The sequence below is a fragment of the uncultured Acinetobacter sp. genome (genome assembly GCF_947624825.1).
Classification (GTDB): Bacteria; Pseudomonadota; Gammaproteobacteria; order Pseudomonadales; family Moraxellaceae; genus Acinetobacter.
Window position 1 is genome coordinate 1 of the sequence record NZ_CANQLZ010000021.1, and the last position, 23,131, is coordinate 23,131.

Below are 23,131 nucleotides of genomic sequence, written 5' to 3' on the forward strand. Positions count from 1 at the left end.
ATTATGGCTCTTATTTCATTGCGCCAGCTCTTGGATCACGCCGGCGAACATGCTTACGGCGTACCAGCATTTAACGTAAACAACTTAGAACAAATGCGTGCCATTATGCTCGCTGCAGATCAAACCAATTCGCCTGTGATCGTACAGGCATCTGCAGGTGCGCGTAAATATGCAGGCGCTCCATTCTTACGTCACTTAATTTTAGCGGCAATTGAAGAGTGGCCACATATTCCTGTGGTAATGCACCAAGATCATGGTACAAGCCCTGATGTGTGCCAACGTTCAATCCAATTGGGCTTCTCATCAGTCATGATGGATGGCTCATTGGCGGCAGATGGCAAAACACCAACGTCGTATGAATATAACGTGGATGTTACACGTCAAACCGTAGCAATGGCACATGCGTGTGGCGTATCGGTAGAAGGCGAAATTGGTTGCTTAGGTAGCCTAGAAACAGGTATGGCAGGCGAAGAAGATGGCGTAGGCGCTGAAGGCGTACTTGACCACTCTCAATTGTTAACCTCTGTTGAAGAAGCAACTCAGTTTGTAAAAGACACCAATGTTGATGCTCTAGCGATTGCAGTAGGGACTTCACACGGTGCTTACAAATTCACGCGTCCACCTACAGGTGATATCTTAGCGATTGATCGCATTAAAGAAATTCACGCGGCACTTCCAAATACCCATCTTGTGATGCACGGTTCAAGCTCAGTGCCACAAGAATGGTTGGTAGTGATCAATGAGTACGGCGGTAACATCGGCGAAACTTACGGTGTGCCAGTTGAACAATTGGTTGATGCAATCAAACACGGTGTACGTAAAATCAACATCGACACAGACTTACGTTTAGCATCTACAGGTGCAATGCGTCGTCTAATGGCTGAAAAACCATCTGAATTCGATCCACGTAAATTCTTTGCAGCAACTGTTGATGCAATGAAACAAATCTGTGTAGATCGTTATGAAGCATTTGGTACAGCTGGTAATGCAGATAAGATCCGTCCAATTTCGTTAGAAAAAATGGTTGGTTTCTACGGTAAATAATTTGCCATAGCTTATCTATAAAAAAAAGCCCACACTTATGTGGGCTTTTTTTGTCAATATGGATGACTTAACCAGATATGAGCTTTATTTTGGCAGCTGCCTTATGCAGCGTATGTGTTTCGATTTTACTTAAAATAGCCAAGCAAAAAGGCTATCAGCCATTTGAGATGATCACTTGGAATTATTTTTCGGCAAGCGTGTTATGTGGTCTGTGGTTTGAGCCACAATTTAGCCAACTGTCTTGGGCAACGCCGTGGTGGCTCATCCTGAGTTTAGGGCTTTTATTGCCAAGTATTTTTTTATGCTTAGCACAGGCACTTAATCAGGCCGGTATTTTAAAGACCGAAATCGCTCAGCGTTTGTCAGTGGTATTATCTTTAACTGCGGCATATTTTATTTTCAATGAAAGTTTTAATGCGCTTAAATTGTTAGGGATTGGTTTAGGCGTGGTGGCTATTGGGCTGATTTTATATTCACACCAAAAAGATCAAGCTTCAAAAAACCAAGGCTTACTTTATTTGGCTTTGGTGTGGGGTGGATATGCCTTAATTGACGTATTACTCAAATATAGCACCGGTCTTGGGCTACAGTTTGCGACGACCTTAAATCTTATCTTTATTTTTGCTTTTATACTGTCGCTATGCTTTCTTCGTTATCGTTACGCAACGTGGGGCAGTGCTAAAAATATTGGGGCGGGTTTAGGCTTGGGCGTGCTTAATTTTGCCAATATTGCCCTATATCTGCAAGCGCATAGCTTACTTAAAGACAGTCCTGCCGTGGTGTTTGCGGGTATGAATATTTTGGTGGTGGTTTTAGGGGTGATTGCCGGTGTTGCAATTTTTAAAGAGCACTTAAAACCAAGTTCAGTTTTAGGCTTAAGCCTCGCTTTAATTAGCGTATTTTGTCTAGCATTTGCAATGTCATCTTAAAATAACTTTTAATTAAAGTACGTGGATATTTCAGTGCATCCATTGCTTCGGCATTGCCCAATAAGCGCCCATGTGCACCGCAATCGGGGCAACTTGGATAATGCCGCGCGCAAGCCTGTTGTCCAACATGCATATAAAGATGATGGCAGCTTGAGCATTCAAACTTAATCGGAAGAGGGGCAATTTTTAACATGACTGAGTACCGTCTTTTTGTTTTTGTATAAAATATAGTCTTTTTGTGGCGATGAGCAACCTATTTTTTTATATTTGGGCAAGCGAACTTGCCCAAAGTGTTACCACTTATAAATGCGTAAAAATGAGATCTTCAGATAAACGTGATTTAGGTAATTTGGCATTGAAATCCTGTTCGCTACGGTAGCCTAAGGTTAAAATCACCGATGGAACCAAACCTTGAGCCGTGAGTTGTAGCTCTTGATCTAAAATTTCTTCATTAAAACCACCAATCGGTGTGGCATCAATCTGTTCAACACCTGCTGCAAGTAGCATTTGTCCTAAGGCAATAAAGGTCTGATTTTCAGCCCAACGCTGAATATCACCTTTTTCGTTGCGATAATACTCAATATAACCCGTGCGTGTATCTTTTTGCCCTTGCTTGGCTTGTTCATCTTTAAAACGACCACTGATTTCATCTTGTGCCAATAATTGCTCTAAATGCTGAGCATCAATATCCGCTTTGGTACAAAATAAAATGGTATGAGAGGAGTCTAAAACTTTTGGCGCATTGTATGCATACTTACCCACTAAAGCTTTTGCAATCCGTTGTTTGGCCGCCAAATGATCAGCAATGATAAAATGCCACGGCTGAATATTAATAGACGATGGTGCTAAGCGCAGAATGGCCAACAATTGTTCAAACTTATCTTGTGGGATACGTTTACTCGCATCATAAGCTTTGGTGGTGTAACGGCTTTGTAAAACTTTTAATAGATCCATGTGGCATATCCAACATCATTTTTAAAGCATTTTAAATAAAGCACTGCGCTTGCGGCAACTATTTATGCAGTTTATCTAAAGATAACACATAAGCTCCATCATCTTTTTTAATGATTGAAAATTTTGACCATAAATAAGACTGAGGCAATAGTGTTTATATTTTCCTACCATATCAGGTATTGGCAATCAGCTAAATTTTTCTAAAAAATTCACTGTAAAAAAGCCTTTCATGGAAAGGCTTTTTTATAAACTTCTGGTTATTTTGTTTGCTCATAGTCTTGAATGACTTCGAGTGCAGCACGGAAAGCTTCTTGAGTGGCAGGCGCACCGCAGTATGGAAGACTATGCAATAACACTTCCTGAATTTCTTCAACTGTTGCACCATTATTAAGTGCACCACGTACATGACCTTTGAGTTCAGTTGGGCTTTTTTGTGCAGTTAAAAATGCAATAGTAATCAGTGAGCGATATTTACGTGGTAGCACACCTTCACGTTGCCAAGTTGAACCCCAAGCATGCTCATTAATCCAATCCTGAAGTGGTTGGGTAAATGCGACTGTATTGTCCTGTGCACGCTGAACAAAGCTTTCACCCATGACTTCAGTACGCACTTTTAAACCATTTTCATAATCTTGCTGTGACATTGCTCGCCTCAAATATTGAATAAAGATTTTGTGATTTAGAACATACACATGCCATGAGAATATTCTCATGGCATGTTGATGAATTAAGGTAATTCAACAGCAATAGCAGTTGCTTCACCACCGCCAATACATAAGGCAGCAATCCCTTTTTTGTGACCTAGACGTTTAAGATTATGAATAAGAGTGACAATAATACGTGAACCTGATGAGCCAAGCGGATGACCCAGTGCACATGCACCACCACAAATATTGACTTTTTCTACATCTAGCTCAAAAGCATCAATCGCAGCCATGCTTACCATAGCAAAAGCTTCATTGATTTCCCAAAGGTCAACGTCAGCTACACTCCAACCTGTTTTGGCCAAAACTTTTTCAATAGCACCCACTGGTGCGATTGTAAATTCAGATGGATGCTGAGAATGGCTAGCATAGGCTTTGACTTCAGCCAATATTGGTAAAGCGTGATCTTGCGCATAGTCCTCAGATGTCACGGCAATTGCTGATGCACCATCAGAAATGGAGCTGGCATTGGCAGCGGTAATGGTGCCATCTTTGGCAAAAGCAGGACGTAGGGTTGCAATTTTATCAATTTTTGCATTAAACGGATTTTCATCCTGCGTAACAGACGTTTCACCTTTACGACTCGTCACCGTCACGGGTGCAATTTCTGCTGCTAAGTCACCATTGGTAATGGCAGCTTGCGCACGAGTAAGTGAGCGAATGGCAAATGCATCTTGTTGTTCGCGAGTATAGTTTTTCTTATTTGCTGTGTCTTGTGCGAGTACACCCATAGACAAGCCAGTCTCAGCATCTTCTAAGCCTTCTTGAAACATGTGATCAGTCACTTTGCCATGACCCATGCGCAAACCAGCACGCGCTTTATCCATGAGATAAGGGGCATTACTCATAGACTCCATGCCGCCTGCAATAATGAGTTGTGCACTTTGTGCTTTAATGGCATCTGCCGCTTGCATGACGGCTTTCATGCCCGAACCACAGATTTTATTAATGGTGGTTGCACCCACATGATCTGGAATCCCCGCAATACGCATCGCTTGACGTGCAGGACCTTGTTTTACACCTGCAGGCAGAACGCAGCCCATAATCACTTCATCAATCGTTTCAGCATTGATTCCTGCACGTTTCACTGTTTCTTGAATCGCAGCTGCGCCTAATTGTGGCGCGCTTAAGCTAGAAAGACTACCTTGGAAGCTACCCATAGCAGTACGGCTAGCAGCAACAATGACAATTTTTTTCATGCAATTTCTCGTTATTTCAACAGTATAAATAGAATAAAAGCAGCCGAAGCTGCTTTGATCCATGTGCAATATTAAGCGACTTGTAATGCATCAATGATCAGTTCAACACCTGTTGCAGCTTTGATCTGTTCTAAGCTTACATCTTTGGCAAGTTCAACCAATACAACACCACGCTCAGTAATGTCCATCACACCAAGGTCAGTAATGATGCGGTTCACGACACCTTTGCCTGTAAGTGGTAGGGCACACTGAGGCACAACTTTTGCACTACCATCTTTGGCATTGTGTTCCATGAGCACCACAACTTTTTGAACGCCAGCAACTAAATCCATTGCTCCTCCCATGCCTTTGACTTTTTTACCGGGAATCATCCAGTTAGCTAGGTCGCCTTGTTCTGAAACTTCCATGGCACCTAAAATGGCAATGTTGACATGGCCACCACGAATCATGGCAAATGATTCAGAGCTTGAGAAGAATGATGCACCTTTACGTGCAGTCACTGTTTGTTTACCTGCATTGATCAAGTCAGCATCTACAGTTTCAGCTGTAGGAAACTCGTCAATACCCAATAAACCATTTTCAGACTGTAACCAGACATTAATGTTTTCTGGAATGTAGTTGGCAACTAAGGTTGGCAAACCAATCCCTAAATTGACATAGAAGCCATCTTCAAGTTCTAAAGCAGCACGTTGTGCCATTTCATTACGCGTCCAAGCCATGATTTAAGCCTCCGCCTTTAAAGTCATTTGTTCAATGCGTTTTTCAGGTGAAGCATTCACCACGATGCGGTTGACATAGATACCCGGTAAATGAATATCATCCGGATCGATGTCACCAATTTCAACGACGTGTTCTACTTCAACAACGGTGAACTTTCCTGCAACTGCACATTCAGGGTTAAAGTTGCGTGCCGTTTTACGGAAGACAAGGTTGCCTGCTTTGTCAGCTTTATACGCTTTAACTAAAGCAATATCTGCAGTGAGTGATGGTTCAAGAATGTATTCTTTGCCATCAAATTCACGTACTTCTTTGCCTTGTGCAATTAAAGTACCTACACCAGTTTGGGTAAAGAATGCAGGGATGCCTGCACCACCAGCGCGAAGTTTTTCAGCCAAAGTACCTTGTGGCGTCAATTCAACTTCAAGCTCACCACTTAAATATTGGCGTTCAAATTCTTTATTTTCACCGACATAAGATGAAATCATTTTTTTGATTTGCTTGGTTTGTAGCAATTTGCCTAAACCAAAATCATCTACACCAGCATTGTTAGAAATACAGGTTAGATTTTTAACGCCAGTGTCTTTTAATGCGTCAATCAATGCTTCAGGAATACCGCAAAGACCGAAACCACCCACCGCCAACGTTTGGTTATCTGCTACAACATCTGCTAAGGCTTCTTGAGCGCTTGCAACCAATTTATTCACGTTTTTAATCCTTTAAAAATCAGTCATCAACTTTTGCAGTCGCAGAATTGTTATCTAGCTCGTCTGCATGAAGGAATTGGGTATGATGCGGTGCACGTTTGTTCTTAGACCATTCCTCAAGCATTTCGTATTTCATTTCTTCAGTGATCATGGCAATTTTTTCAGGCGCTTTTTCATCGTCATATGCCAATTCTAAGCGGTGACCATTTGGATCAAAGAAATAAATTGAATGGAAAATACCGTGGTTGGTAATACCAAGCACGTTTACGCCATTTTCTTCTAAATGCGCTTTTGCTTCGATCAGCGCATCACGGTCTTTGACTTTCAACGCAATGTGTTGTACCCATTTTGGTGTATTTTCATCACGACCCATTTCAGGTTGTGTTGGCAGTTCAAAGAAAGCCAAAACGTTACCATTACCAGCATCTAAGAATAAATGCATATACGGATCAAAGGCTTTGGTTGAAGGTACATAGTCTTCAGCAAAAGCTAAAATGAAGTCCATGTTGAGGTTCTTTTTGTACCATTCAACTGTTTCTTTTGCATCTTTACAGCGGTAAGCCACATGGTGGATTTTTTCGATTTGAATCGCCATGATTATGTCCTTATAAAATATTTATACAGCTTCTGGCTGCGCTTCTGGCGCTGCCTGTTGGAAAGCTTTTAAAGTGTTACAGTGCGCGTAAATCGATTGAATTTTCGGATATGCCGATAAATCAACATTGAAGCGCAGTGCGTTATAAACTTGAGGAATCAAGCAGCAGTCAGCAAGCGTTGCCTGTTCACCAAAGCAGTACTGACCGTTGGATTGAGTGAGTAAGGCTTCTAGTGTGTTAAAACCGACTTCAACCCAATGTTTGTACCAAGCATTTTTTTGTTCATCTGTGACTTGTAATGTGCCTGCTAAATATTGCAGTACACGTAAGTTATTTACAGGATGAATGTCACAAGCGATGCTTAAACTAAATGCACGTACTTGGGCACGTTGTTGTAAGTCTTGTGGTAACAATGCTGTATCGGTATATTTTTCATCTAAGTATTCAATAATGCTTAGGGATTGACCAAGAGCGAAATCGCCCTCAGTCAATGTTGGCACTAATTCACTTGGATTGACTTGACGATACGTTTCACTATGTTGTTCACCACCGTTATTAACCAAATGTACAGGCACTTGTTCTGCTTCTAATCCTTTAAGATTTAAAGCAATGCGTACACGGTAAGCGGCAGAACTACGGAAATAGGTATAAAGTTTCATCGCTGTTCCTATTGGTACTTATTCAGCGAAATTAAACTGAACTGCTGGAAGTACTTTTCCGGTAACTTCACCAAAGCCAATGCGCAGACCATCTTTTTCACAGTAGCCTTTCATGGTCAATGTATCGCCGTCTTGCATGAAAGTACGCTCTTCGCCATTGGCTAAAGTGAGCGGCTTTGTCGCATTCCATGTGATTTCAAGTAAAGAACCGTAAGAGTTAGGTGTAGGACCAGAAATCGTACCTGAACCCATTAAATCACCCACTTGCACGTTACAACCTGCAATTGTGTGATGCGTCAATTGCTGTGACATAGACCAGTACATGTATTTGAAGTTTGTTTCACAAATCACGTCGGCTTGTTCAGCATTTTCAGCTTGGATTTCTACAGACAGATTAATGTCATAGCTGTTGTCTACATTTTCTTCACGTAAGTAAGCCAATGGACGAGGTTCTTGAACAGGTGTACGTGTTTTGAATGGTTCAAGTGCTTCTAAAGTCACAATCCATGGAGAAATTGAAGATGCAAATGTTTTGGCATTAAATGGACCGAGTGGCACATATTCCCATTGCTGTAGATCACGAGCAGACCAGTCATTAAACAGCACCATACCGAAAATGTGATCCCAAGAATTTTCAATTGAGATCGGCTCGCCTAATTTATTTGGTTTACCTACGATAAAGCCCGTTTCTAATTCAAAGTCTAGCTTGCGGCAGGCAGAAAATTGTGGACGATCAGCATTTGGTAATTTGATTTGACCCGATGGACGAACAACATCTGTACCGCTCACAATCACTGAGCTTGCACGACCGTTATAACCTACTGGTAATTCAGACCAGTTAGGAAGCAAAGCATTTTTAGGATCACGGAACATACAGCCAACGTTGGTTGCGTGTTCTTTAGATGAGTAGAAATCTGTGTAGCCAGGTACATGTACTGGCAAATGTAGTTTTACGTCTGCTTGTTTGAAGAAAACTTGATCGCGTAATGCTTGGTTGTCACGCAGCTCAGCATTGTGCTCAGCCAATAGGTTTTGAAGCTCAGCACGTACTTTAGACCAGTTGGCTTTGCCTGATTCAATAAATTTATTGAGTGTAGCTTGATTAAAGAAAGTTTGACCTTCTTCAATTTTTAAATAACCGTTTGCTTCCAATGCAGCTAAGTCAACCACCCATTCACCCAACGCTACACCCACGCGGCGTTCACCATCAAGCGTTTCACTAAATACACCGTACGGCAAGTTTTGGATTGGAAAATCCGAATCTTGAGCAACGTCGATAAATGATTTCAATTGGATAGTCATTTCCATGTTCCTTGTGTCAAAGCAGCGCAAACATATTGCGGCGCGTTTATTCATCGAGAATAAAATTTCAGCAAAAGTTCTTATACTTTAGTTGTAAAAAAATGTATTTCTTACATATAAAATCATTAAAAAACATAAGCTTATTTATAACAAAATGATTTATAAGCCTAACGTCTAAGAACTATTGATTTTTGCGATTAATCAAATCATACTCGTTTTCATAAATTTCGCAATAAGTAATTTGATTATGAATTGCGTAATTAAACTAAAGTTTTAGATCATCAACGAGGAGGCCAGCTTCGGGGGCACTGCGACGATTTTCTTGTGTTTGACGCTTTGCAATCAGTGCGCTTCGAGTAGAATACTGATCATAAAAGTGAGAGTTGAAGACGAATGTCTGAAGAGAAAATACAAGGTGGCGTACAGTCCGTAGAAGTTGGGTTGACGGTGCTTGATGCGTTAATTTCGCATCAAGCACCAATGATGCTCAAAGAGTTGGCAGAGAAATTGTCGATGCATCCTGCAAAAGTTCATCGTTATGTGGTGAGCCTAATTCGTATGAATTATGCCCAACAACTGAGCGATGGACGTTATGCATTAGGTGATCGGGCTTGGCGCTTAGGTTTAAGTTGTATTCAACGTACCGATGCAATCCAAGCGGCTCAGCCCATGATTAATGCACTGCACCGTCAAATTGATTGCGGGCTGCAGATCAGTAAATGGACATCACAAGGACCGCTCATTGTGCAGTGGATGGAACCCAATCAACAGGTTTCAGTCATTACGCGGGTAGGTTCAATTATGCCCATGCTGAACTCAGCAACTGGACGTGCATATGCAGCCTTTATGGCAGAAGACATCGTGCGTCCTCAGTTGGAAAAAGAGTGGCAACTCAAAAAGATGCAGGGGCAGAGCGTTTATCCTGCGAACTGGGCTGAGTTTCAAGACATGAAACAGCAGATTGTTCAAAAGGGGATTGCAACTGTTTCAGGCGATATGTTGGTAGGTGTGAATGCTCTTTGTGTACCCGTATTCAATCTTCAAGGCGAAATTGAATTTTGTATAGCAGCACTCGGCACTGAAGCACAGTTACCTATAGATTATGAAAATGAAAAAGTTAGTGCCTTAAAAGGAACTGCTGAGGCATTAACACAATACATCACTCAGAGATAAGCGACGTCTAAATCTGCTTTCTCTGGGCTGACATTGAGGGAATTAGGGAAAGCAGAATGAAGGAATCAAACAAGTTCTTTTACGGCTGGTGGATTGTATTAGCCTTAATGGCGATTTCGGGCGCAGCGATTGCACTGACAATCACCACTTTTAATATCTATCTGAATGCCTTTACAAAAGATATTGGGATTAGCGCGACTCAATTTGCGCTATGTTCAACCATTATCAACATTACAGTGATGATATTTTCTCCAATAGTGGGGAAGTTAATTCAGCAACATACTAAAAAAGCACTTCTGTTTTTCTTAACAGGTTTTTGCTTAAGCTACGCTGCATTCTCATTGGCATCGAATGTGATTGTACTGTACATCGTCGCTGTATTTTTTGGTTTTTTCTCTACAGGTCTTACCTTTATTCCGCCAAATATTTTGGTGAACCGTTGGTTTGTTGAGAAAAAAGGCTTAGCGATGAGTATTGCGCTGTCAGGTAGTGCTTTATTTGGCATGCTATTGAGCAAATACATCACCTATTGTATTCAAAATTACAGCCTTGCTTTTGCTTATCAAAGCGTTGCAGCCATGATGTTTGTGGTGAGCGCATTGCTGATTCTTTTTTTGATCAAAGAATCACCAGAAAGTATGGGTTTAAAAGCACTCGGTGCAGACAAAGCACAGCTACAAACAGCGAACGTCGATGAAAAGCTGGCCCTGGTTCACCTTGAGCCTAAAGTATTAAAGAAAAAGCCTTTTTTCTGGTCGATGCTTACAGCCCAATTCTTGGTTGGCTTTGTAGGTGGTGGAATCGTGTTGCAATTGCCTGTGTATTTGCAAAACACCTTCGGTATGGAAGAAGCGGCAACTCTACTTGTAATCACTTTGGGCATTATGATTTTTGCCAAAGTTGCCTTAGGTTGGATGTATGACAAGTTTGGTTCTTTAGCGGCAACAACCATTGTTTGTGCTGCTGTACTGATGACCTGTTTGCCATTTATTTTCACCAACTCACCAGATATGTGGATGTTAGGCCTGATCGGGGTGATGTTCTGGGGCTTAGGTAACTGTATTGGTACGGTAACACCTGCGGTTGTGGCATCAAAAACCTATGGTCCTGCGCATTATGGTGAAGTTTATGGCATTTGCTTACGTTTCCAGACTTTAGGTATTGCCACAGGCGTACCTGCAATTTCAATGATTGCTGCAGCATTCGGTTCATTTACTTGGGTTTGGATTATCTGTTCTGTCCTTACCGTAATTTTACTCAGCTGTTATTTCTATGGTATGCGCGGCAGTCATGCTTATCGTACCTATGCACCACAAAATTCTGAATCTCTGAACAACGATATGCCATCAGCTTTAGCAACGGCATCTAAACCTTAACTTTAATCTCAGTGTAATGACGACAAGGAGTCTGACATGCATTTTCCAGCCAATACGCCAAGACAATCACTTTATTACAATTATGAAGTGTACCCACATTTCCATAGCCAAACAGATGTGACCACAGATGAGCAAACTGTTACCGTTGTAGGTGCAGGCCCAATCGGTATGACCACAGCGTTGTTATTGGCTAAACAAGGCGTGAAAGTCATTTTATTGTCTACCGAATTGCAATTGTCTGAAGGTAGCCGTGCTTTGGTTTATACCAAACGCTCTATGGAAATTTTGCAGGCTGCAGGTGCTGCTGAACGCATTATGTCAAAAGCTTTACCATGGACACATGGTAACTCGATCTACAAAGGTCAAGTGGCTTTCCGTATGGCATCGCCAACCAATGAAAACGACCAATTTGCACCGCTAAACAACTTGCAGCAAAACTGGTTAGAACATTTCTTATTAGAAACCATTAAAGAAAATAGCAATATCGAAGTGCGTTGGGGCAACAAAGTTGTGGGTCATGTTCAAGACAATGATCAAGTGACTTTAACTGTTGAAACACCAGAAGGTTCATACAAGCATACGTCTAAATGGGTGGTCGCAGCTGACGGTGGTCGCTCGCCAATTCGTGAAAGCATGAAGCTTTGGATGGAAGGCGCAAGCTACGAAGGCCGTTTCGTGATTGCTGATATTCGTATTAAGCTAGACTATCCAACCGAACGCCTTGCATTCTTCTCTCCAGATTGGAACCCTGGTAACACGATTTTAATGCACCGTGAACCACACGATATTTGGCGTTTTGATTACCAATTAGATCCATCTATTTCACCAGAAGAAGCATTGCTTCCAGAAAATCTACACAAGGCTGTAAATGACCAATTGAAAATGATTGGTCAAGATCACCTTGAATGGGAAATGGATTGGAGCACTGTATATTCAGCGCGTGCTTTAACACTAGACAATTATGTGCACAATCGCGTGATCTTTGTGGGTGATGCTGCGCATTTACTGCCAATTTTTGGTGTACGCGGTGCAAATACGGGTTTCCAAGATGCGCAAGATTTAGCATGGAAGTTGGCAGCAGCAGTAAAAGGCTGGGCACCAGAGAAAATTCTAGAAAGCTATACATTTGACCGTGTAGGTGCTGCGCGTGAAATTATCGCAGAAGCTGGCAAATCTACACGCTTTATGGCGCCACCAACAGATGGTTTTCGCCTTCTTCGTAATGCGGTTTTATCGTTATCACTTGAGCACGAATTTGTTCGTCCGTTATATCACTGGCGTACTTCACGTCCACACGCATATACGCACTCGCCATTGAACAGCCAGTTTGATGACAACGCGAAAATGAATGAATTGACTGAAAATGGTTCACTTATTCCAAACGTGAAATTTGATGATGGTTCATTCTTATATGACTCAATTTCTGGAAAATTCTCAGTGATTGTGTTGACTGAAAATGGCCAACTTCCAGCAGGTTTAGCACTCGAAACTAAAGCCTTGAAAGACAAAGGACTTCCTGTTCAGGTCGTGGCATTAGCAACTGACGGTCAAGCAGTATTAGAAGCAGATGTGTCGTTAACGATTACTCCAGAAGTGGCTGCTGACCGTTTCTTTGCTGGTGCAAATGCGGTGTATTTAGTTCGCCCAGGCCACCATATTAATGGTCGTTGGATCAACTATCGCGAAAATGAGTTGACGCAAACATTTCAACAATTTGCTAAAGTTGCACAAGGAGTAGCAGCATGAACACAATCTCAATTGATAATTTAGAAAAAGTATATGACCACTTGGCTGAAAGCATTGACGCAATTCCTGCGGAAAAGCGTGAATTATTTTTAGTGAAATTGGCTTTACTGAGTGCCAACCAAATTCAGGATGGCTCTATTTTTCTACAGCTGATTAATCAGGCAAAAGTTCTAGAAGATTAAAAGCTTTTAATCAACAAAATCCCTAAGCATCAAAATCGTATGCTTAGGGATTTTTTACGTTGAGGGAAAAAATAAAAAAGGTTGGTTGTACTTATATAACCCCAATCATAGATCAGCTTGGTTTTACATTGAAGCTGATAAAAAATAAATTGCACATTGCATAAATCACAACAACTATTGCAATTTTTACGCGATCACAATAACCCAAATTTTTTATTCATCTATAGTCCTTTTAATCCTAAGCAAAACTTATGCAATGCTTAAGTTATACTGCAATACGTACTAGAGAAAGCATAGTCCGTCTTAAAAAAATGAAAGCAATTGCTCAATTTTGGTTGGTAAATGGCTAAAAAATGCATTGAGAATAAAAACATGTCTGTTTGCGCAGGATAAAATACCCGCCAATTCAGGTTTTTTATTGGCTTTTAAGTATTGTCGCTAATCGTCCACAGGTTATGCTACATCCACCGATGCATACTTTAACTGCTTGGGGCAGCGTTGGCTTGTGACATCGTGCAATATGAATGACATTTTAATTTATGAGTGCAATTGATTGACCTGCCACGATGGGCTATGCAGCTAATCCTAATCATCTTGATTTACAAAAAGTTGTCATAGATGCCATGCAAGGTGTTCCTAGACTAAGCAAAGCCAAATTGATGTGATACAGCAATATTTACTTTAGCTAAACAATCTGTGGATAAAAGTATTTTGATAAAGTCGCTACACGATTATTGGCAAACAATATAAGACAGGTAAATGTAAAGCCAACTGAGGATGGTGGCTAGATTAAGCGCCCTGTATTGATGTTAATACAAAGAATTGGGATTTTGGCTTAAGTATTTGGCAAGACTTGGCTCAATTCTAAACACGTGTTTATGACGATCGACCTTGCCTGTAAAATGAATAAATTTGATATTTTGTCACCAAGCCACGGCTTGATCATCTGGATTCAGACTTTTCTGTTGCACTTTGTCATTCACAAATAAAGCTAAAATATTTTTTTCTTCGTAAGATAATTGAGTCAATTTATGAATGAAAACCTTATTATTTTGCTCTAAATCAAGCATGTTTTTTCTTTTTATGAGAGAAATGTATGATTTCATAAATCAAACAAGATAGACTGAGCAGTAGGATAATCAAAATAAGCATCAATAAAAGCGGTTAAAGCTGCATCAATATTTAAAAATCCAACCAAGATAAATACAGTTAAAAAATGTGGCTTGCTTTTAAAACTCCTTAAGCAACTAACGCATAGACCCATGTTGTAAGTGTTAATTTTTGCAGGTCTGTTTGATCATCGATCACTAAAATTTGTGCTTCTTCTTCACGCCAATCTCCTAGCACAATACGTGGTTTACCCTGTACATCATGAATATTTGGACGATGGGTATGTCCGTGAATGAGAATATCTACATTTTCTAGGGCATGTTCTACAGCTTGTTGGTTGACGTCCATGATGCTATAGCTTTTGACTTGATTGGCTTGCTGACTTTTTTTACGAAAACCATTGGCTAGTTTTTGTCTAAAAATTAAAGGTGTGGCTTTTAATAGCCTAAGTAATATAGGGTTGCGGATAATTTTTTTAAAGCGCTGATAAGAAATATCATCGGTACATAAACCATCGCCGTGTTCTAAGCGCACGGTCGCACAACCAAGCTTAAGTGTAGTCACTTCATTTAATAAAGTGCCACCAAAGCGATCTAGAAATTTTTGTCCTAAGGCAAAATCACGATTACCCACTAAAAAAAAGATCTCGTTGCCCTGAGCACGAAATGCGTTTAATGCGTTAACAATGTCATCAAGCCATGGGCTGTCTTGGTCATCACCAATCCATGCATTGAACCAATCACCTAAAATATACAGCTGTGTATTGCAATGTTGATAGTGGTGTAATAAATCCAAAAACCCTCGAGTTAATCGAGGGTATTGGGGTGACAAATGTAAATCAGCGATAAACAGATAGGTCACAATCGATTCCTTTTTAATCTCTCCCGACCTCCCTTTATAAAAGGGAGGATAATCACATACAAGACAGTGATTATTCCTTCGTTTATTAAAAGAGGGATAGGGAGGAGTTAAAATTATTCAGAAATGATTTTTGCAGATTCAATTACTACGTTTTCTAAAGGAACATCAGCGTGGTAGCCACGGTTGCCTGTACGAACGCCTTTAATTTCGTTCACAATGTCCATACCTTCAACTACTTTACCAAATACAGCATAACCCCAACCTTGTGCAGTTTTGCCCGTGTGATTTAAGAAAGTGTTGTTTGATACGTTAATGAAGAACTGTGCAGATGCAGAGTGTGGTGCTTGTGTACGTGCCATTGCAACCGTACCTACATCGTTGCTTAAGCCGTTGTCTGCTTCGTTTTCAATTGCATCACGTGTTGCTTTTTCTTTGAAGTTTTCGTCCATGCCGCCGCCTTGAACCATGAAACCATCAATGACACGGTGGAAGATAACGCCGTCATAGAAACCATCACGTACATATTGTAGGAAGTTTTCAGCAGTTTTTGGTGCTTTTTCTGTGTTAAGTTCAAGAACAACACGGCCTTTATTGGTGTTTAATTCAACTTGAGGAAAACTCATTGGGTAATCTCCTAAACATGGACACTAAAGCCATGGGTTTTTTGGTTGAGAGAAGCATAAGCAAACTGTAAACTACATAGCAAGCAAAAAACGTGAATTTCTTTGTGAAAAACTGAAAAACGCGTTTTAATTATCCTAATTTTTTATTTTAGAAGTGATTTTACTGTGATGAAGCCAAATGATGTTGTTGCGTCTTTGCCAAATACCACTGCCTCAGTCGATGCTGCGCAGCAAGGACAACAGCCGGGCTTAGACTTTGTTCGTCAAATCATTACTGATGATTTAGCCGAGGGTCGTACCCAAAAGGTATTGACACGTTTTCCACCAGAGCCAAATGGCTATTTACATATCGGACATGTAAAAGCAATTTGTTTAAACTTTGGAATTGCCGAAGAATTTAACGGTGCATGTAACTTACGTTTTGATGACACCAACCCAGATGCTGAAGAACAAGAATATGTAGATGGTATTGCCAACGATGTAAAATGGTTAGGCTTTAATTGGGATGGCGCGCCACGTTATGCATCAAGCTATTTTGATCAACTGTATACATGGGCAGTACAGCTGATTCAACAAGGCGATGCTTACGTTGATTTACAAAGCCCAGAAGAAATTAAGTTAAACCGCGGTAACTTTATTGAACCAGGTAAAAACTCACCACAACGCGATGCCACAGTTGAAGAAAACCTTGAGCGTTTTGAAAAAATGCGCAGTGGGGAATATGCAGAAGGTCAAGCGGTACTGCGTGCTAAAATTGACATGACCTCACCAAACGTACATATGCGTGACCCAATTATGTACCGTATTTTGCATTCAAGTCATCATCAAACCGGTGATACTTGGAAAATCTACCCAATGTATGACTATGCGCATCCATTGTCTGATGCTATTGAAGGCATTACCCATTCATTATGTACTTTAGAGTTTGTTGATCATCGTCCATTCTATGATTGGGTTGTGGCAAAAGTACAATCACCATCTGTACCGCGTCAGTACGAATCAAGCCGTTTAAACGTCGATTACACCATTACCTCTAAACGTAAATTACGTAAATTGGTTGAAGGTGGTTTTGTCAATGGTTGGGATGACCCACGTATGCCAACTGTTGTGGGTATGCGTCGCCGTGGTTTTACCCCTGAAGGTTTACGTGATTTCTGTAAGCGTGTGGGTGTAACTAAAGTCGATGGCAGTATTGTTGATGTGGCCATGCTTGAATTCTGTATCCGTCAATCTTTAGAAAACACAGCAAGTCGCGGTATGGCGGTCTTAAATCCTCTCAAAGTCACTTTAACCAACTTGCCTACCGACATGGATTTAACCCATTCACGTCATCCAAATGTAGACATGGGTGAACGCATCATTCCACTGACACAAGAAATCTTCATTGATCGTAAAGACTTTGAAGAAATCGCACCAAAAGGCTTTAAACGTTTAATTCCGGGTGGTGAAGTGCGTTTACGTCACGCTTACGTGATTAAATGCGATGAAGTGATTAAAGATGAAAATGGCGAAGTGGTTGAGCTAAAATGTTCAATTGATCCTGAAACTTTAGGTAAAAACCCTGAAGGTCGTAAGGTAAAAGGCGTGATTCATTGGGTATCTGCAAGCAAAGGCGTAAAAGCTGAAGTGCGTATTTATGACCGTTTATTCACTGAATCCGATCCAGAAGTCGGTGATGACTTCTTAGCGAACTTAAATCCAGATTCGTTGCAAGTGCTTCAAGCTATTGTAGAACCTGCACTGGCGCAAGCTCAACCAGAAGATCGCTTCCAATTTGAACGTGAAGGTTACTTCGTTGCAGATCAACACGACCACACTGCTGAAAAACCCGTGTTTAACCGCATTTTAGATTTAAAAGACAGTTTTAAACCTAAATGAGGTTAAAACAAAGCATGGCGTTGTCTGAATATAATTGCTCAATTTGAACTTGAGCAATCAGTTTAAAAGCTCAACTTCGGTTGGGCTTTTTTTAATTTTAATCATGAGTAGGCGAAAGTGAGTGGTACTTTTTTTACAGCTTAAGCGCCTTGATGTGGCTTTCATGTGATCACTTCATCTAAGTTATGCTCATAAATGAGCTTGGTGGATAGGGCATTAAATAGCAAAACAATTACGACTTTGGTCGCCAAATGGGCAATAAAATTGACTTGAGATTAAATATCGAGCATATTTTAGATGAAATATTATTTTAAGTTTCTCGTAACCCCACCACGGTGGGGCTTTTTTTATTTTAACTTGTGTAATTGCTTGGCTTTATCACGTAATTTTTTCTTAATATAGAACACCAACGCAAAACAGGTGGTGGTAATGGTCAGCAGCATCCCGTTCATATAACTTAAAACAGAGCTGATATAGCCAATCGTGGTTAAACGATGCATCATGGCAAACACTTGCGGACTACTTTCCACGCCAGTAATGGCCCAAGTACATAAATGCTCGCAATTATTGATAATTAAATGATAGTTATTCTCGTGCATACGCGAGCGCATACGGCGTACCACTTTACGACCTTGATATTTAGGGGTTAAGTAAGTTTGCACGTCAATATTTTTACCACGACTAAATTTTTGTAAGCTGGTAATTTCAATCGGATGCTTTTTAAACAGATGAGCAAAACCTGAGTAATGAATAATGCGACCACGTCCGGCGTAAATACCATGATGTGAATAGCCTAAGTGTCTGACCACTAAATGTGCACCTAGAGGAAAACGAATTTTAACGCGTTGCTGCATGCTCAACTAAAAGAAAAAGCCAAATAACCTATTAAGTTTAAGCCAATGCTTAGAATTAAACGACACAAATTGTAAACATTGTGAAATCAGCCAAACCTGTGCTTGGCTGATGTTAATTACAAACAATTGGCAGGTTTTGGCACACCGGCCAAACGACTTAAATGACGTGCAACCAAACCTGTATTAAAACGTGCTTGTAACACAGCGTTGTCAATATCTGCACTGACTGTTTTCATCAAAAATTTGATTAAAGGTCGCGTTGCAGGGGAGTGCCCAAATTGCTGGTAAAAAGCACGTACTGCATGTAATACTGCAAAGTGCCATTCGGTTAACTCAATCTCAAGGCTTTGCGCCAATTGTTGAGCTACCTCTTCATTCCAGAGGGTATAGTCGACTAAATGACCATCTTGATCTAACGCTAAACTCATAACATCCTCTTTATTGCAAACGCATACAACGTGAATAGCTCAAAGTTAAATCAGCAAAATCTGCATAAGACAAGACCTTCACTTGGCTTGGAACACTGAGTAACATGCCTGCATCTGCATCTAAAATCGCACAGCGATAATCATGACAGTATAAGTCTGCATGCAGCACCGCATCTCCCATTAACACGACACAATCACCATTTTGATACAATTTCGCAATCTGTTGTATCATGTGAGGGGTTGCGTGATAAGACGATTGTACTAAATAAAGACAATTTGACATTTTTTACCCCTTACCAATATAAGACATGATCAAACTGAGATACAAAATCAGCATTAAAATCAATCATTTCAATATCTTGGTTGCTATTTTTTACAAAAGCATGATGAGCTTGCTTGTGTTCAACCAAAATTGGGGTGAGATCATAAAATTCAAAGCTATCGACCATATTTGATGCCACTTTAAAGGCATGTTTAAGCGTATCAAAAGCGACATCACTTTGTAATAAACTTAATGCCGCATCTTGCAATAAAACGTTCACTTCACAACCAAAGGTGGCCAACACCATGGTGGCCGATAAACTTTCATGGACTTGCAAGCTGCTTAAATTAGCATGGCTTAAAATAACCAATACAGATTTCACACAATTTACCTTTTTAAACGCAACAATGTTGCAAATATAACCACTTAGAATTGAACAATACGTACGGCTTCTTGAACAGCATCAGCAAGTTCACCTAAGCCCACCAGCTCAAATTGCGCTGCAAGATTGTGATGATCGAGTTGGTGACGCTTGGCATTTTCAGCATCAGTAATGCCACGTGCTAAAGCTGCGCTGACACATACTGGCAAACGAATGCCAAGTTTTTGCCATGCATGGCTTAAATTTCGTTGATCATCCGGTTGCCATTGTAGGCTATTGGCCACATAGACACCATCTTGGTAAAAAAACACGCGAAATGGCTGTTGTTTTGCCTGTAACGCTTCGGCAAGACCCAAAGCGTGCCAAGCATGAATACTGCTTGGTGCGGAGGTAATCAGTAATAGAGTAGACATGGTATTTCATGGTCCTCAATAGGACCTTAGACTTCATAATGATAAGGGTAGTATACAATGATTCTCGTCACGGGTGGTTTAGGCTTTATTGGCTCTCACATTGCGTTAAGCCTCATGGCACAAGGCCAAGAAGTGGTCATTGTGGATAATCTTTCCAACGCCAATGTACAAATTTTACAACGCCTTGAGTATAGCTCAGGCATGTTTGTGCCTTTTGTAAAGTTGGATATCCGAAATACGCCAGCCTTAAATAAAGTTTTTGAACAATATTCGATTGATGCTGTTGTGCATTGTGCAGGGTTTAAATCTATTCACGAATCGGCGCTCAAACCACTAGAATATTACAACGACAATATTAGTGGCATTATGAGTTTATTGCGTTCTATGCAACGTACAGGTGTGCGTCATTTAGTGCATGTGTCGAGTCTTGCTGTGTATGGTATGTCAAGTTTACAACTCAATGAGCAACAAGCCATACAGTATAACTATCCAAACCCGTATATTAAGTCACAGCAAATGATGGAACAGATTATTCAAGACACCTTTGCGACCGATAACGAATGGAAGATCGCGATCTTGCGGCTTGCCAACATTGGTGGTGCATTTGGTAATGGAGTTTTAGGTGAGATGGTGGCACCACTGCCAAAGAATATTTTACCGCTTGCTTTACAGGTTGCAGCACAACAGCGTGACGTGGTGGAGTTGCGCCAAGATGCAGCAACGCTAGATCATACCGCAGAGCGTAGTTTTTTACATGTGATGGATGCATCTCGCGCCGTGATTGCAAGTTTAACGTGGTTGTTTCAACAGCAGAATGTATGTGAGGCTTTTGATATTGCAGGTGACGTGATTTCTATGCAGCAATTGGTGGCAAAAATTGCACAGGTCACCCAAAAACCTATTGCACAGGTCACCCAAAAACCTATTGCAACGCAAGCTGCCATCGCCATGGATACGCTAGAGCCCGCTCAATTGGGCAGTCAATCCAATAAAGCCCAAGACATTTTGCAGTGGCAGCCACAGCATGATTTAGACAAAATGATTTTAGATCAATGGTTGTTTTATCAAAACGTCCTACAGGGACAATAATATAAATGATTATCATTTACTTATTGCTAAGGGTGAATTAAGCTACTCATCTCCAGCCATAGCATGTCGATGTGTGCTAAAGCCAATAACTGTATAAAAATAGAGGTGAGACATGTCAACACGTATTGAACATGACACGATGGGTGAAGTGGCTGTACCAAGTGCAGCATTATGGGGCGCACAGACCCAACGCAGTCTACAAAACTTTAAAATCGGTCATGAGCGTTTACCTCGTGCCATGATTCGTGCCATGGGTTTGGTTAAGAAAGCAGCAGTAAAAACCAATGCCAATTTACAACAGCTTCCTCAGCATTTGGCAGATTATATTGTTGAAGCGGCGGATGAAGTGATTGAGGGGCAATGGGACAGTCAATTTCCTTTGGTGGTGTGGCAAACGGGTTCTGGTACACAAAGCAATATGAATTGTAATGAAGTGATTGCCAATATCGCCAATCAAAAACTAGGGCATGCTTTAGGTGCTCAACAGCCTGTACATCCCAATGACCATGTGAATCGTGCTCAATCCACCAATGATTCTTTTCCAACTGCAATTCATGTGGCAGCCAGTCTACAAATGCATGAACTTTTGATTCCTGCAGTTCATGCGCTACGTGAAACTTTAAATAGCAAGGCGCAACAGTTTAATCAGATCGTGAAAATTGGTCGTACCCATTTGCAAGATGCCACCCCATTAACTTTGGGGCAAGAATTTAGTGGTTATGTATCGCAACTTGACCATGCTTTAAAACGTTTGGATCAAGCTTTAGAAGGTCTATATGAATTGCCATTGGGCGGAACTGCTGTAGGCACAGGCTTAAATGCCCATCCTGATTATGCTCATCAAGCAGCAATGCAATTGGCAGATTTAACCGGCTTGCCATTTGTGACTGCACCAAACAAATTTGAAGCTTTAGCTGCGCGTGATGCTGCGGTGTTTGCGTCAGGTGCTTTAAAAACGCTAGCGGTAAGTTTAAATAAAATTGCCAATGATATTCGGTGGTTGGCGAGTGGACCGCGCTGTGGTTTTGGGGAAATTTCCATTCCTGAGAATGAGCCGGGTTCAAGTATTATGCCAGGTAAAGTCAATCCTACCCAAAGTGAAGCCATGACTATGGTGGTGGCACAAGTGTTGGGTAATGACACCACCATTAATGTTGCAGGTGCATCGGGTAATTTTGAGCTGAATGTATTTATGCCTGTCATCGCCTATAACCTCTTACAATCCATTCAGTTATTAGGTGATGCATGTAATAGTTTTAATGAGCATTGCGCCGTGGGGATTGAACCTAATCGTGAAAAAATTGATTATTTCTTGCATAATTCATTAATGTTGGTCACTGCATTAAATCCAGTCATTGGTTATGAAAATGCTGCAAAAGTGGCAAAAACGGCTTATCAAGAGGGGAAGACCTTAAAACAAGTGGCAGTTGAGCTGAACTTGGTGACAGAAGAGCAGTTTGATGCAGTAGTCAAACCTGAACAGATGATTGCACCTAAGGCTCAGTAGCGAATCAACTGCAAAAAAAGCTTATATATCGATAGGTAGACTTTTATTGATAAGCTACTTTTACATACATTTTAGGGGGTGTTTAGATTAACTAAATACCCTTTAAGCAGATTAAAGCAAGAAATAGAGTATGAAATTGTGATTTTTTAAAGCAATTGAAACAGCATGAGTTAAAACGATTGAATAAGCTCTCATAGTTGTTAAAATACCTGTTGATTTTTATGGCTGTGGATTTTCAATTCTAATATTTATATTAAGTTTATGAAAAACAGCATCTTACTTACAGGTTCTCTCAATGCTTTCTATTTATTTAACATATAAATGGTAAAGAATTAAGTTGTTGTTTTAATTGGATTTTAAGGTGTATTTATACTTAAAATAATAGGAAAAATCGAACAAATAGAAACCATAGAAAACAATAACTTAGCAGATAGTT

Annotated in this window: 26 protein-coding genes; 9 read left to right on the top strand and 17 right to left on the bottom strand. The window is 40.6% G+C overall.

All coding sequences use genetic code 11. From position 1 onward, the window contains the following. Positions 1 to 3 precede the first annotated feature (3 nt). Entirely contained in the window at positions 4 to 1,044 is a 1,041-nt protein-coding gene (gene fba / locus Q0017_RS06475) for a class II fructose-bisphosphate aldolase (protein WP_298144401.1), read from the top strand. Between the two features lie 77 nt (positions 1,045 to 1,121). After that, complete coding sequence (locus tag Q0017_RS06480) at positions 1,122 to 1,973, top strand: DMT family transporter (RefSeq protein ID WP_298144249.1); 852 nt, start codon at positions 1,122 to 1,124, stop codon at positions 1,971 to 1,973. Here the strand turns inward: Q0017_RS06480 and Q0017_RS06485 are convergent. The 9 genes from Q0017_RS06485 to fahA form a co-directional block, all read right to left on the bottom strand. Then, positions 1,936 to 2,166, bottom strand: coding sequence for a hypothetical protein (locus tag Q0017_RS06485; RefSeq protein WP_298144252.1), 231 nt, complete (start codon positions 2,164 to 2,166; stop codon positions 1,936 to 1,938). The two genes, Q0017_RS06480 and Q0017_RS06485, sit on opposite strands and share 38 nt — an antisense overlap. Before the next feature lie 107 nt (positions 2,167 to 2,273). Next, complete coding sequence (nfsB, locus tag Q0017_RS06490; protein ID WP_298144257.1) at positions 2,274 to 2,927, bottom strand: oxygen-insensitive NAD(P)H nitroreductase; 654 nt, start codon at positions 2,925 to 2,927, stop codon at positions 2,274 to 2,276. Between the two features lie 257 nt (positions 2,928 to 3,184). Continuing rightward, complete coding sequence (locus tag Q0017_RS06495) at positions 3,185 to 3,571, bottom strand: carboxymuconolactone decarboxylase family protein (protein WP_298144261.1); 387 nt, start codon at positions 3,569 to 3,571, stop codon at positions 3,185 to 3,187. Between the two features lie 83 nt (positions 3,572 to 3,654). Then, positions 3,655 to 4,830, bottom strand: coding sequence for a thiolase family protein (locus Q0017_RS06500; protein ID WP_298144264.1), 1,176 nt, complete (start codon positions 4,828 to 4,830; stop codon positions 3,655 to 3,657). 71 nt (positions 4,831 to 4,901) lie between these two features. Next, on the bottom strand, positions 4,902 to 5,549 hold the full coding sequence (locus Q0017_RS06505) for a 3-oxoacid CoA-transferase subunit B (RefSeq protein ID WP_298144267.1): 648 nt from the start codon (positions 5,547 to 5,549) through the stop codon (positions 4,902 to 4,904). Positions 5,550 to 5,552: 3 nt separating this feature from the next. After that, positions 5,553 to 6,254: a CoA transferase subunit A gene (locus Q0017_RS06510; RefSeq protein WP_298144269.1), complete on the bottom strand. Its 702-nt coding sequence runs from the start codon at positions 6,252 to 6,254 to the stop codon at positions 5,553 to 5,555. Between the two features lie 19 nt (positions 6,255 to 6,273). Beyond that, the gene (locus Q0017_RS06515; protein WP_298144272.1) at positions 6,274 to 6,849 is read right to left on the bottom strand and encodes a VOC family protein; all 576 of its coding nucleotides are present in this window, start codon (positions 6,847 to 6,849) and stop codon (positions 6,274 to 6,276) included. Positions 6,850 to 6,870: 21 nt separating this feature from the next. Beyond that, positions 6,871 to 7,509 (bottom strand): maleylacetoacetate isomerase, encoded by a 639-nt coding sequence (gene maiA, locus Q0017_RS06520; protein ID WP_298144275.1) that lies wholly within the window; start codon positions 7,507 to 7,509, stop codon positions 6,871 to 6,873. A gap of 18 nt (positions 7,510 to 7,527) precedes the next feature. Beyond that, on the bottom strand, positions 7,528 to 8,811 hold the full coding sequence (gene fahA, locus Q0017_RS06525) for a fumarylacetoacetase (RefSeq protein ID WP_298144278.1): 1,284 nt from the start codon (positions 8,809 to 8,811) through the stop codon (positions 7,528 to 7,530). Between the two features lie 393 nt (positions 8,812 to 9,204). Here fahA and Q0017_RS06530 point away from each other — a divergent pair, with 393 nt between their 5' ends. From Q0017_RS06530 to Q0017_RS06545, 4 genes are read left to right on the top strand one after another with little or no spacing between them, the layout of a single operon-like run. Continuing rightward, complete coding sequence (locus Q0017_RS06530; RefSeq protein ID WP_298144282.1) at positions 9,205 to 9,984, top strand: IclR family transcriptional regulator; 780 nt, start codon at positions 9,205 to 9,207, stop codon at positions 9,982 to 9,984. A 56-nt stretch (positions 9,985 to 10,040) separates the two neighbouring features. Further along, positions 10,041 to 11,360, top strand: coding sequence for an MFS transporter (locus Q0017_RS06535; RefSeq protein WP_298144285.1), 1,320 nt, complete (start codon positions 10,041 to 10,043; stop codon positions 11,358 to 11,360). A gap of 36 nt (positions 11,361 to 11,396) precedes the next feature. After that, positions 11,397 to 13,106: an FAD-dependent monooxygenase gene (locus tag Q0017_RS06540; protein ID WP_298144289.1), complete on the top strand. Its 1,710-nt coding sequence runs from the start codon at positions 11,397 to 11,399 to the stop codon at positions 13,104 to 13,106. Beyond that, positions 13,103 to 13,288, top strand: a complete 186-nt coding sequence (locus Q0017_RS06545) for a hypothetical protein (RefSeq protein WP_298144292.1) — start codon at positions 13,103 to 13,105, stop codon at positions 13,286 to 13,288. The genes Q0017_RS06540 and Q0017_RS06545 overlap by 4 nt, the downstream gene beginning before the upstream one ends. A 923-nt stretch (positions 13,289 to 14,211) precedes the next feature. On the opposite strand, the gene Q0017_RS06550 is transcribed toward Q0017_RS06545, so the two are convergent. The 3 genes from Q0017_RS06550 to Q0017_RS06560 form a co-directional block, all read right to left on the bottom strand. Continuing rightward, positions 14,212 to 14,358: a hypothetical protein gene (locus Q0017_RS06550; RefSeq protein ID WP_298144294.1), complete on the bottom strand. Its 147-nt coding sequence runs from the start codon at positions 14,356 to 14,358 to the stop codon at positions 14,212 to 14,214. A gap of 169 nt (positions 14,359 to 14,527) precedes the next feature. Continuing rightward, positions 14,528 to 15,259, bottom strand: coding sequence for a UDP-2,3-diacylglucosamine diphosphatase (locus Q0017_RS06555; protein ID WP_298144296.1), 732 nt, complete (start codon positions 15,257 to 15,259; stop codon positions 14,528 to 14,530). Positions 15,260 to 15,372: 113 nt separating this feature from the next. Continuing rightward, positions 15,373 to 15,882 carry a peptidylprolyl isomerase gene (locus Q0017_RS06560; RefSeq protein WP_298144297.1) on the bottom strand — a complete coding sequence of 170 codons (510 nt, stop codon included), beginning with the start codon at positions 15,880 to 15,882 and terminating at the stop codon, positions 15,373 to 15,375. 168 nt (positions 15,883 to 16,050) lie between these two features. Here Q0017_RS06560 and Q0017_RS06565 point away from each other — a divergent pair, with 168 nt between their 5' ends. After that, positions 16,051 to 17,760, top strand: coding sequence for a glutamine--tRNA ligase/YqeY domain fusion protein (locus Q0017_RS06565; protein ID WP_298144404.1), 1,710 nt, complete (start codon positions 16,051 to 16,053; stop codon positions 17,758 to 17,760). 347 nt (positions 17,761 to 18,107) lie between these two features. Here the strand turns inward: Q0017_RS06565 and Q0017_RS06570 are convergent, their stop codons facing one another. The 5 genes from Q0017_RS06570 to tusD all read right to left on the bottom strand — a co-directional run bounded on the left by Q0017_RS06570 (position 18,108) and on the right by tusD (position 20,099). Continuing rightward, positions 18,108 to 18,614, bottom strand: a complete 507-nt coding sequence (locus Q0017_RS06570; protein WP_298144299.1) for a lecithin retinol acyltransferase family protein — start codon at positions 18,612 to 18,614, stop codon at positions 18,108 to 18,110. 116 nt (positions 18,615 to 18,730) lie between these two features. Beyond that, the gene (locus Q0017_RS06575; protein WP_298144301.1) at positions 18,731 to 19,042 is read right to left on the bottom strand and encodes a TusE/DsrC/DsvC family sulfur relay protein; all 312 of its coding nucleotides are present in this window, start codon (positions 19,040 to 19,042) and stop codon (positions 18,731 to 18,733) included. 10 nt (positions 19,043 to 19,052) lie between these two features. Continuing rightward, positions 19,053 to 19,325 carry a hypothetical protein gene (locus tag Q0017_RS06580; RefSeq protein ID WP_298144303.1) on the bottom strand — a complete coding sequence of 91 codons (273 nt, stop codon included), beginning with the start codon at positions 19,323 to 19,325 and terminating at the stop codon, positions 19,053 to 19,055. Between the two features lie 10 nt (positions 19,326 to 19,335). Beyond that, complete coding sequence (locus Q0017_RS06585) at positions 19,336 to 19,686, bottom strand: hypothetical protein (protein ID WP_298144305.1); 351 nt, start codon at positions 19,684 to 19,686, stop codon at positions 19,336 to 19,338. 44 nt (positions 19,687 to 19,730) lie between these two features. Further along, a complete protein-coding gene (gene tusD / locus Q0017_RS06590) occupies positions 19,731 to 20,099 on the bottom strand; it encodes a sulfurtransferase complex subunit TusD (RefSeq protein WP_298144307.1) in 369 nt (122 codons plus the stop codon). Positions 20,100 to 20,156: 57 nt separating this feature from the next. Between tusD and Q0017_RS06595 the strand changes: the two genes are divergently transcribed. Both Q0017_RS06595 and fumC read left to right on the top strand, forming a co-directional pair. Continuing rightward, positions 20,157 to 21,188 carry an SDR family NAD(P)-dependent oxidoreductase gene (locus tag Q0017_RS06595; RefSeq protein ID WP_298144310.1) on the top strand — a complete coding sequence of 344 codons (1,032 nt, stop codon included), beginning with the start codon at positions 20,157 to 20,159 and terminating at the stop codon, positions 21,186 to 21,188. A gap of 112 nt (positions 21,189 to 21,300) precedes the next feature. After that, a complete protein-coding gene (gene fumC, locus Q0017_RS06600) occupies positions 21,301 to 22,695 on the top strand; it encodes a class II fumarate hydratase (RefSeq protein ID WP_298144314.1) in 1,395 nt (464 codons plus the stop codon). Positions 22,696 to 23,131 lie beyond the last annotated feature (436 nt).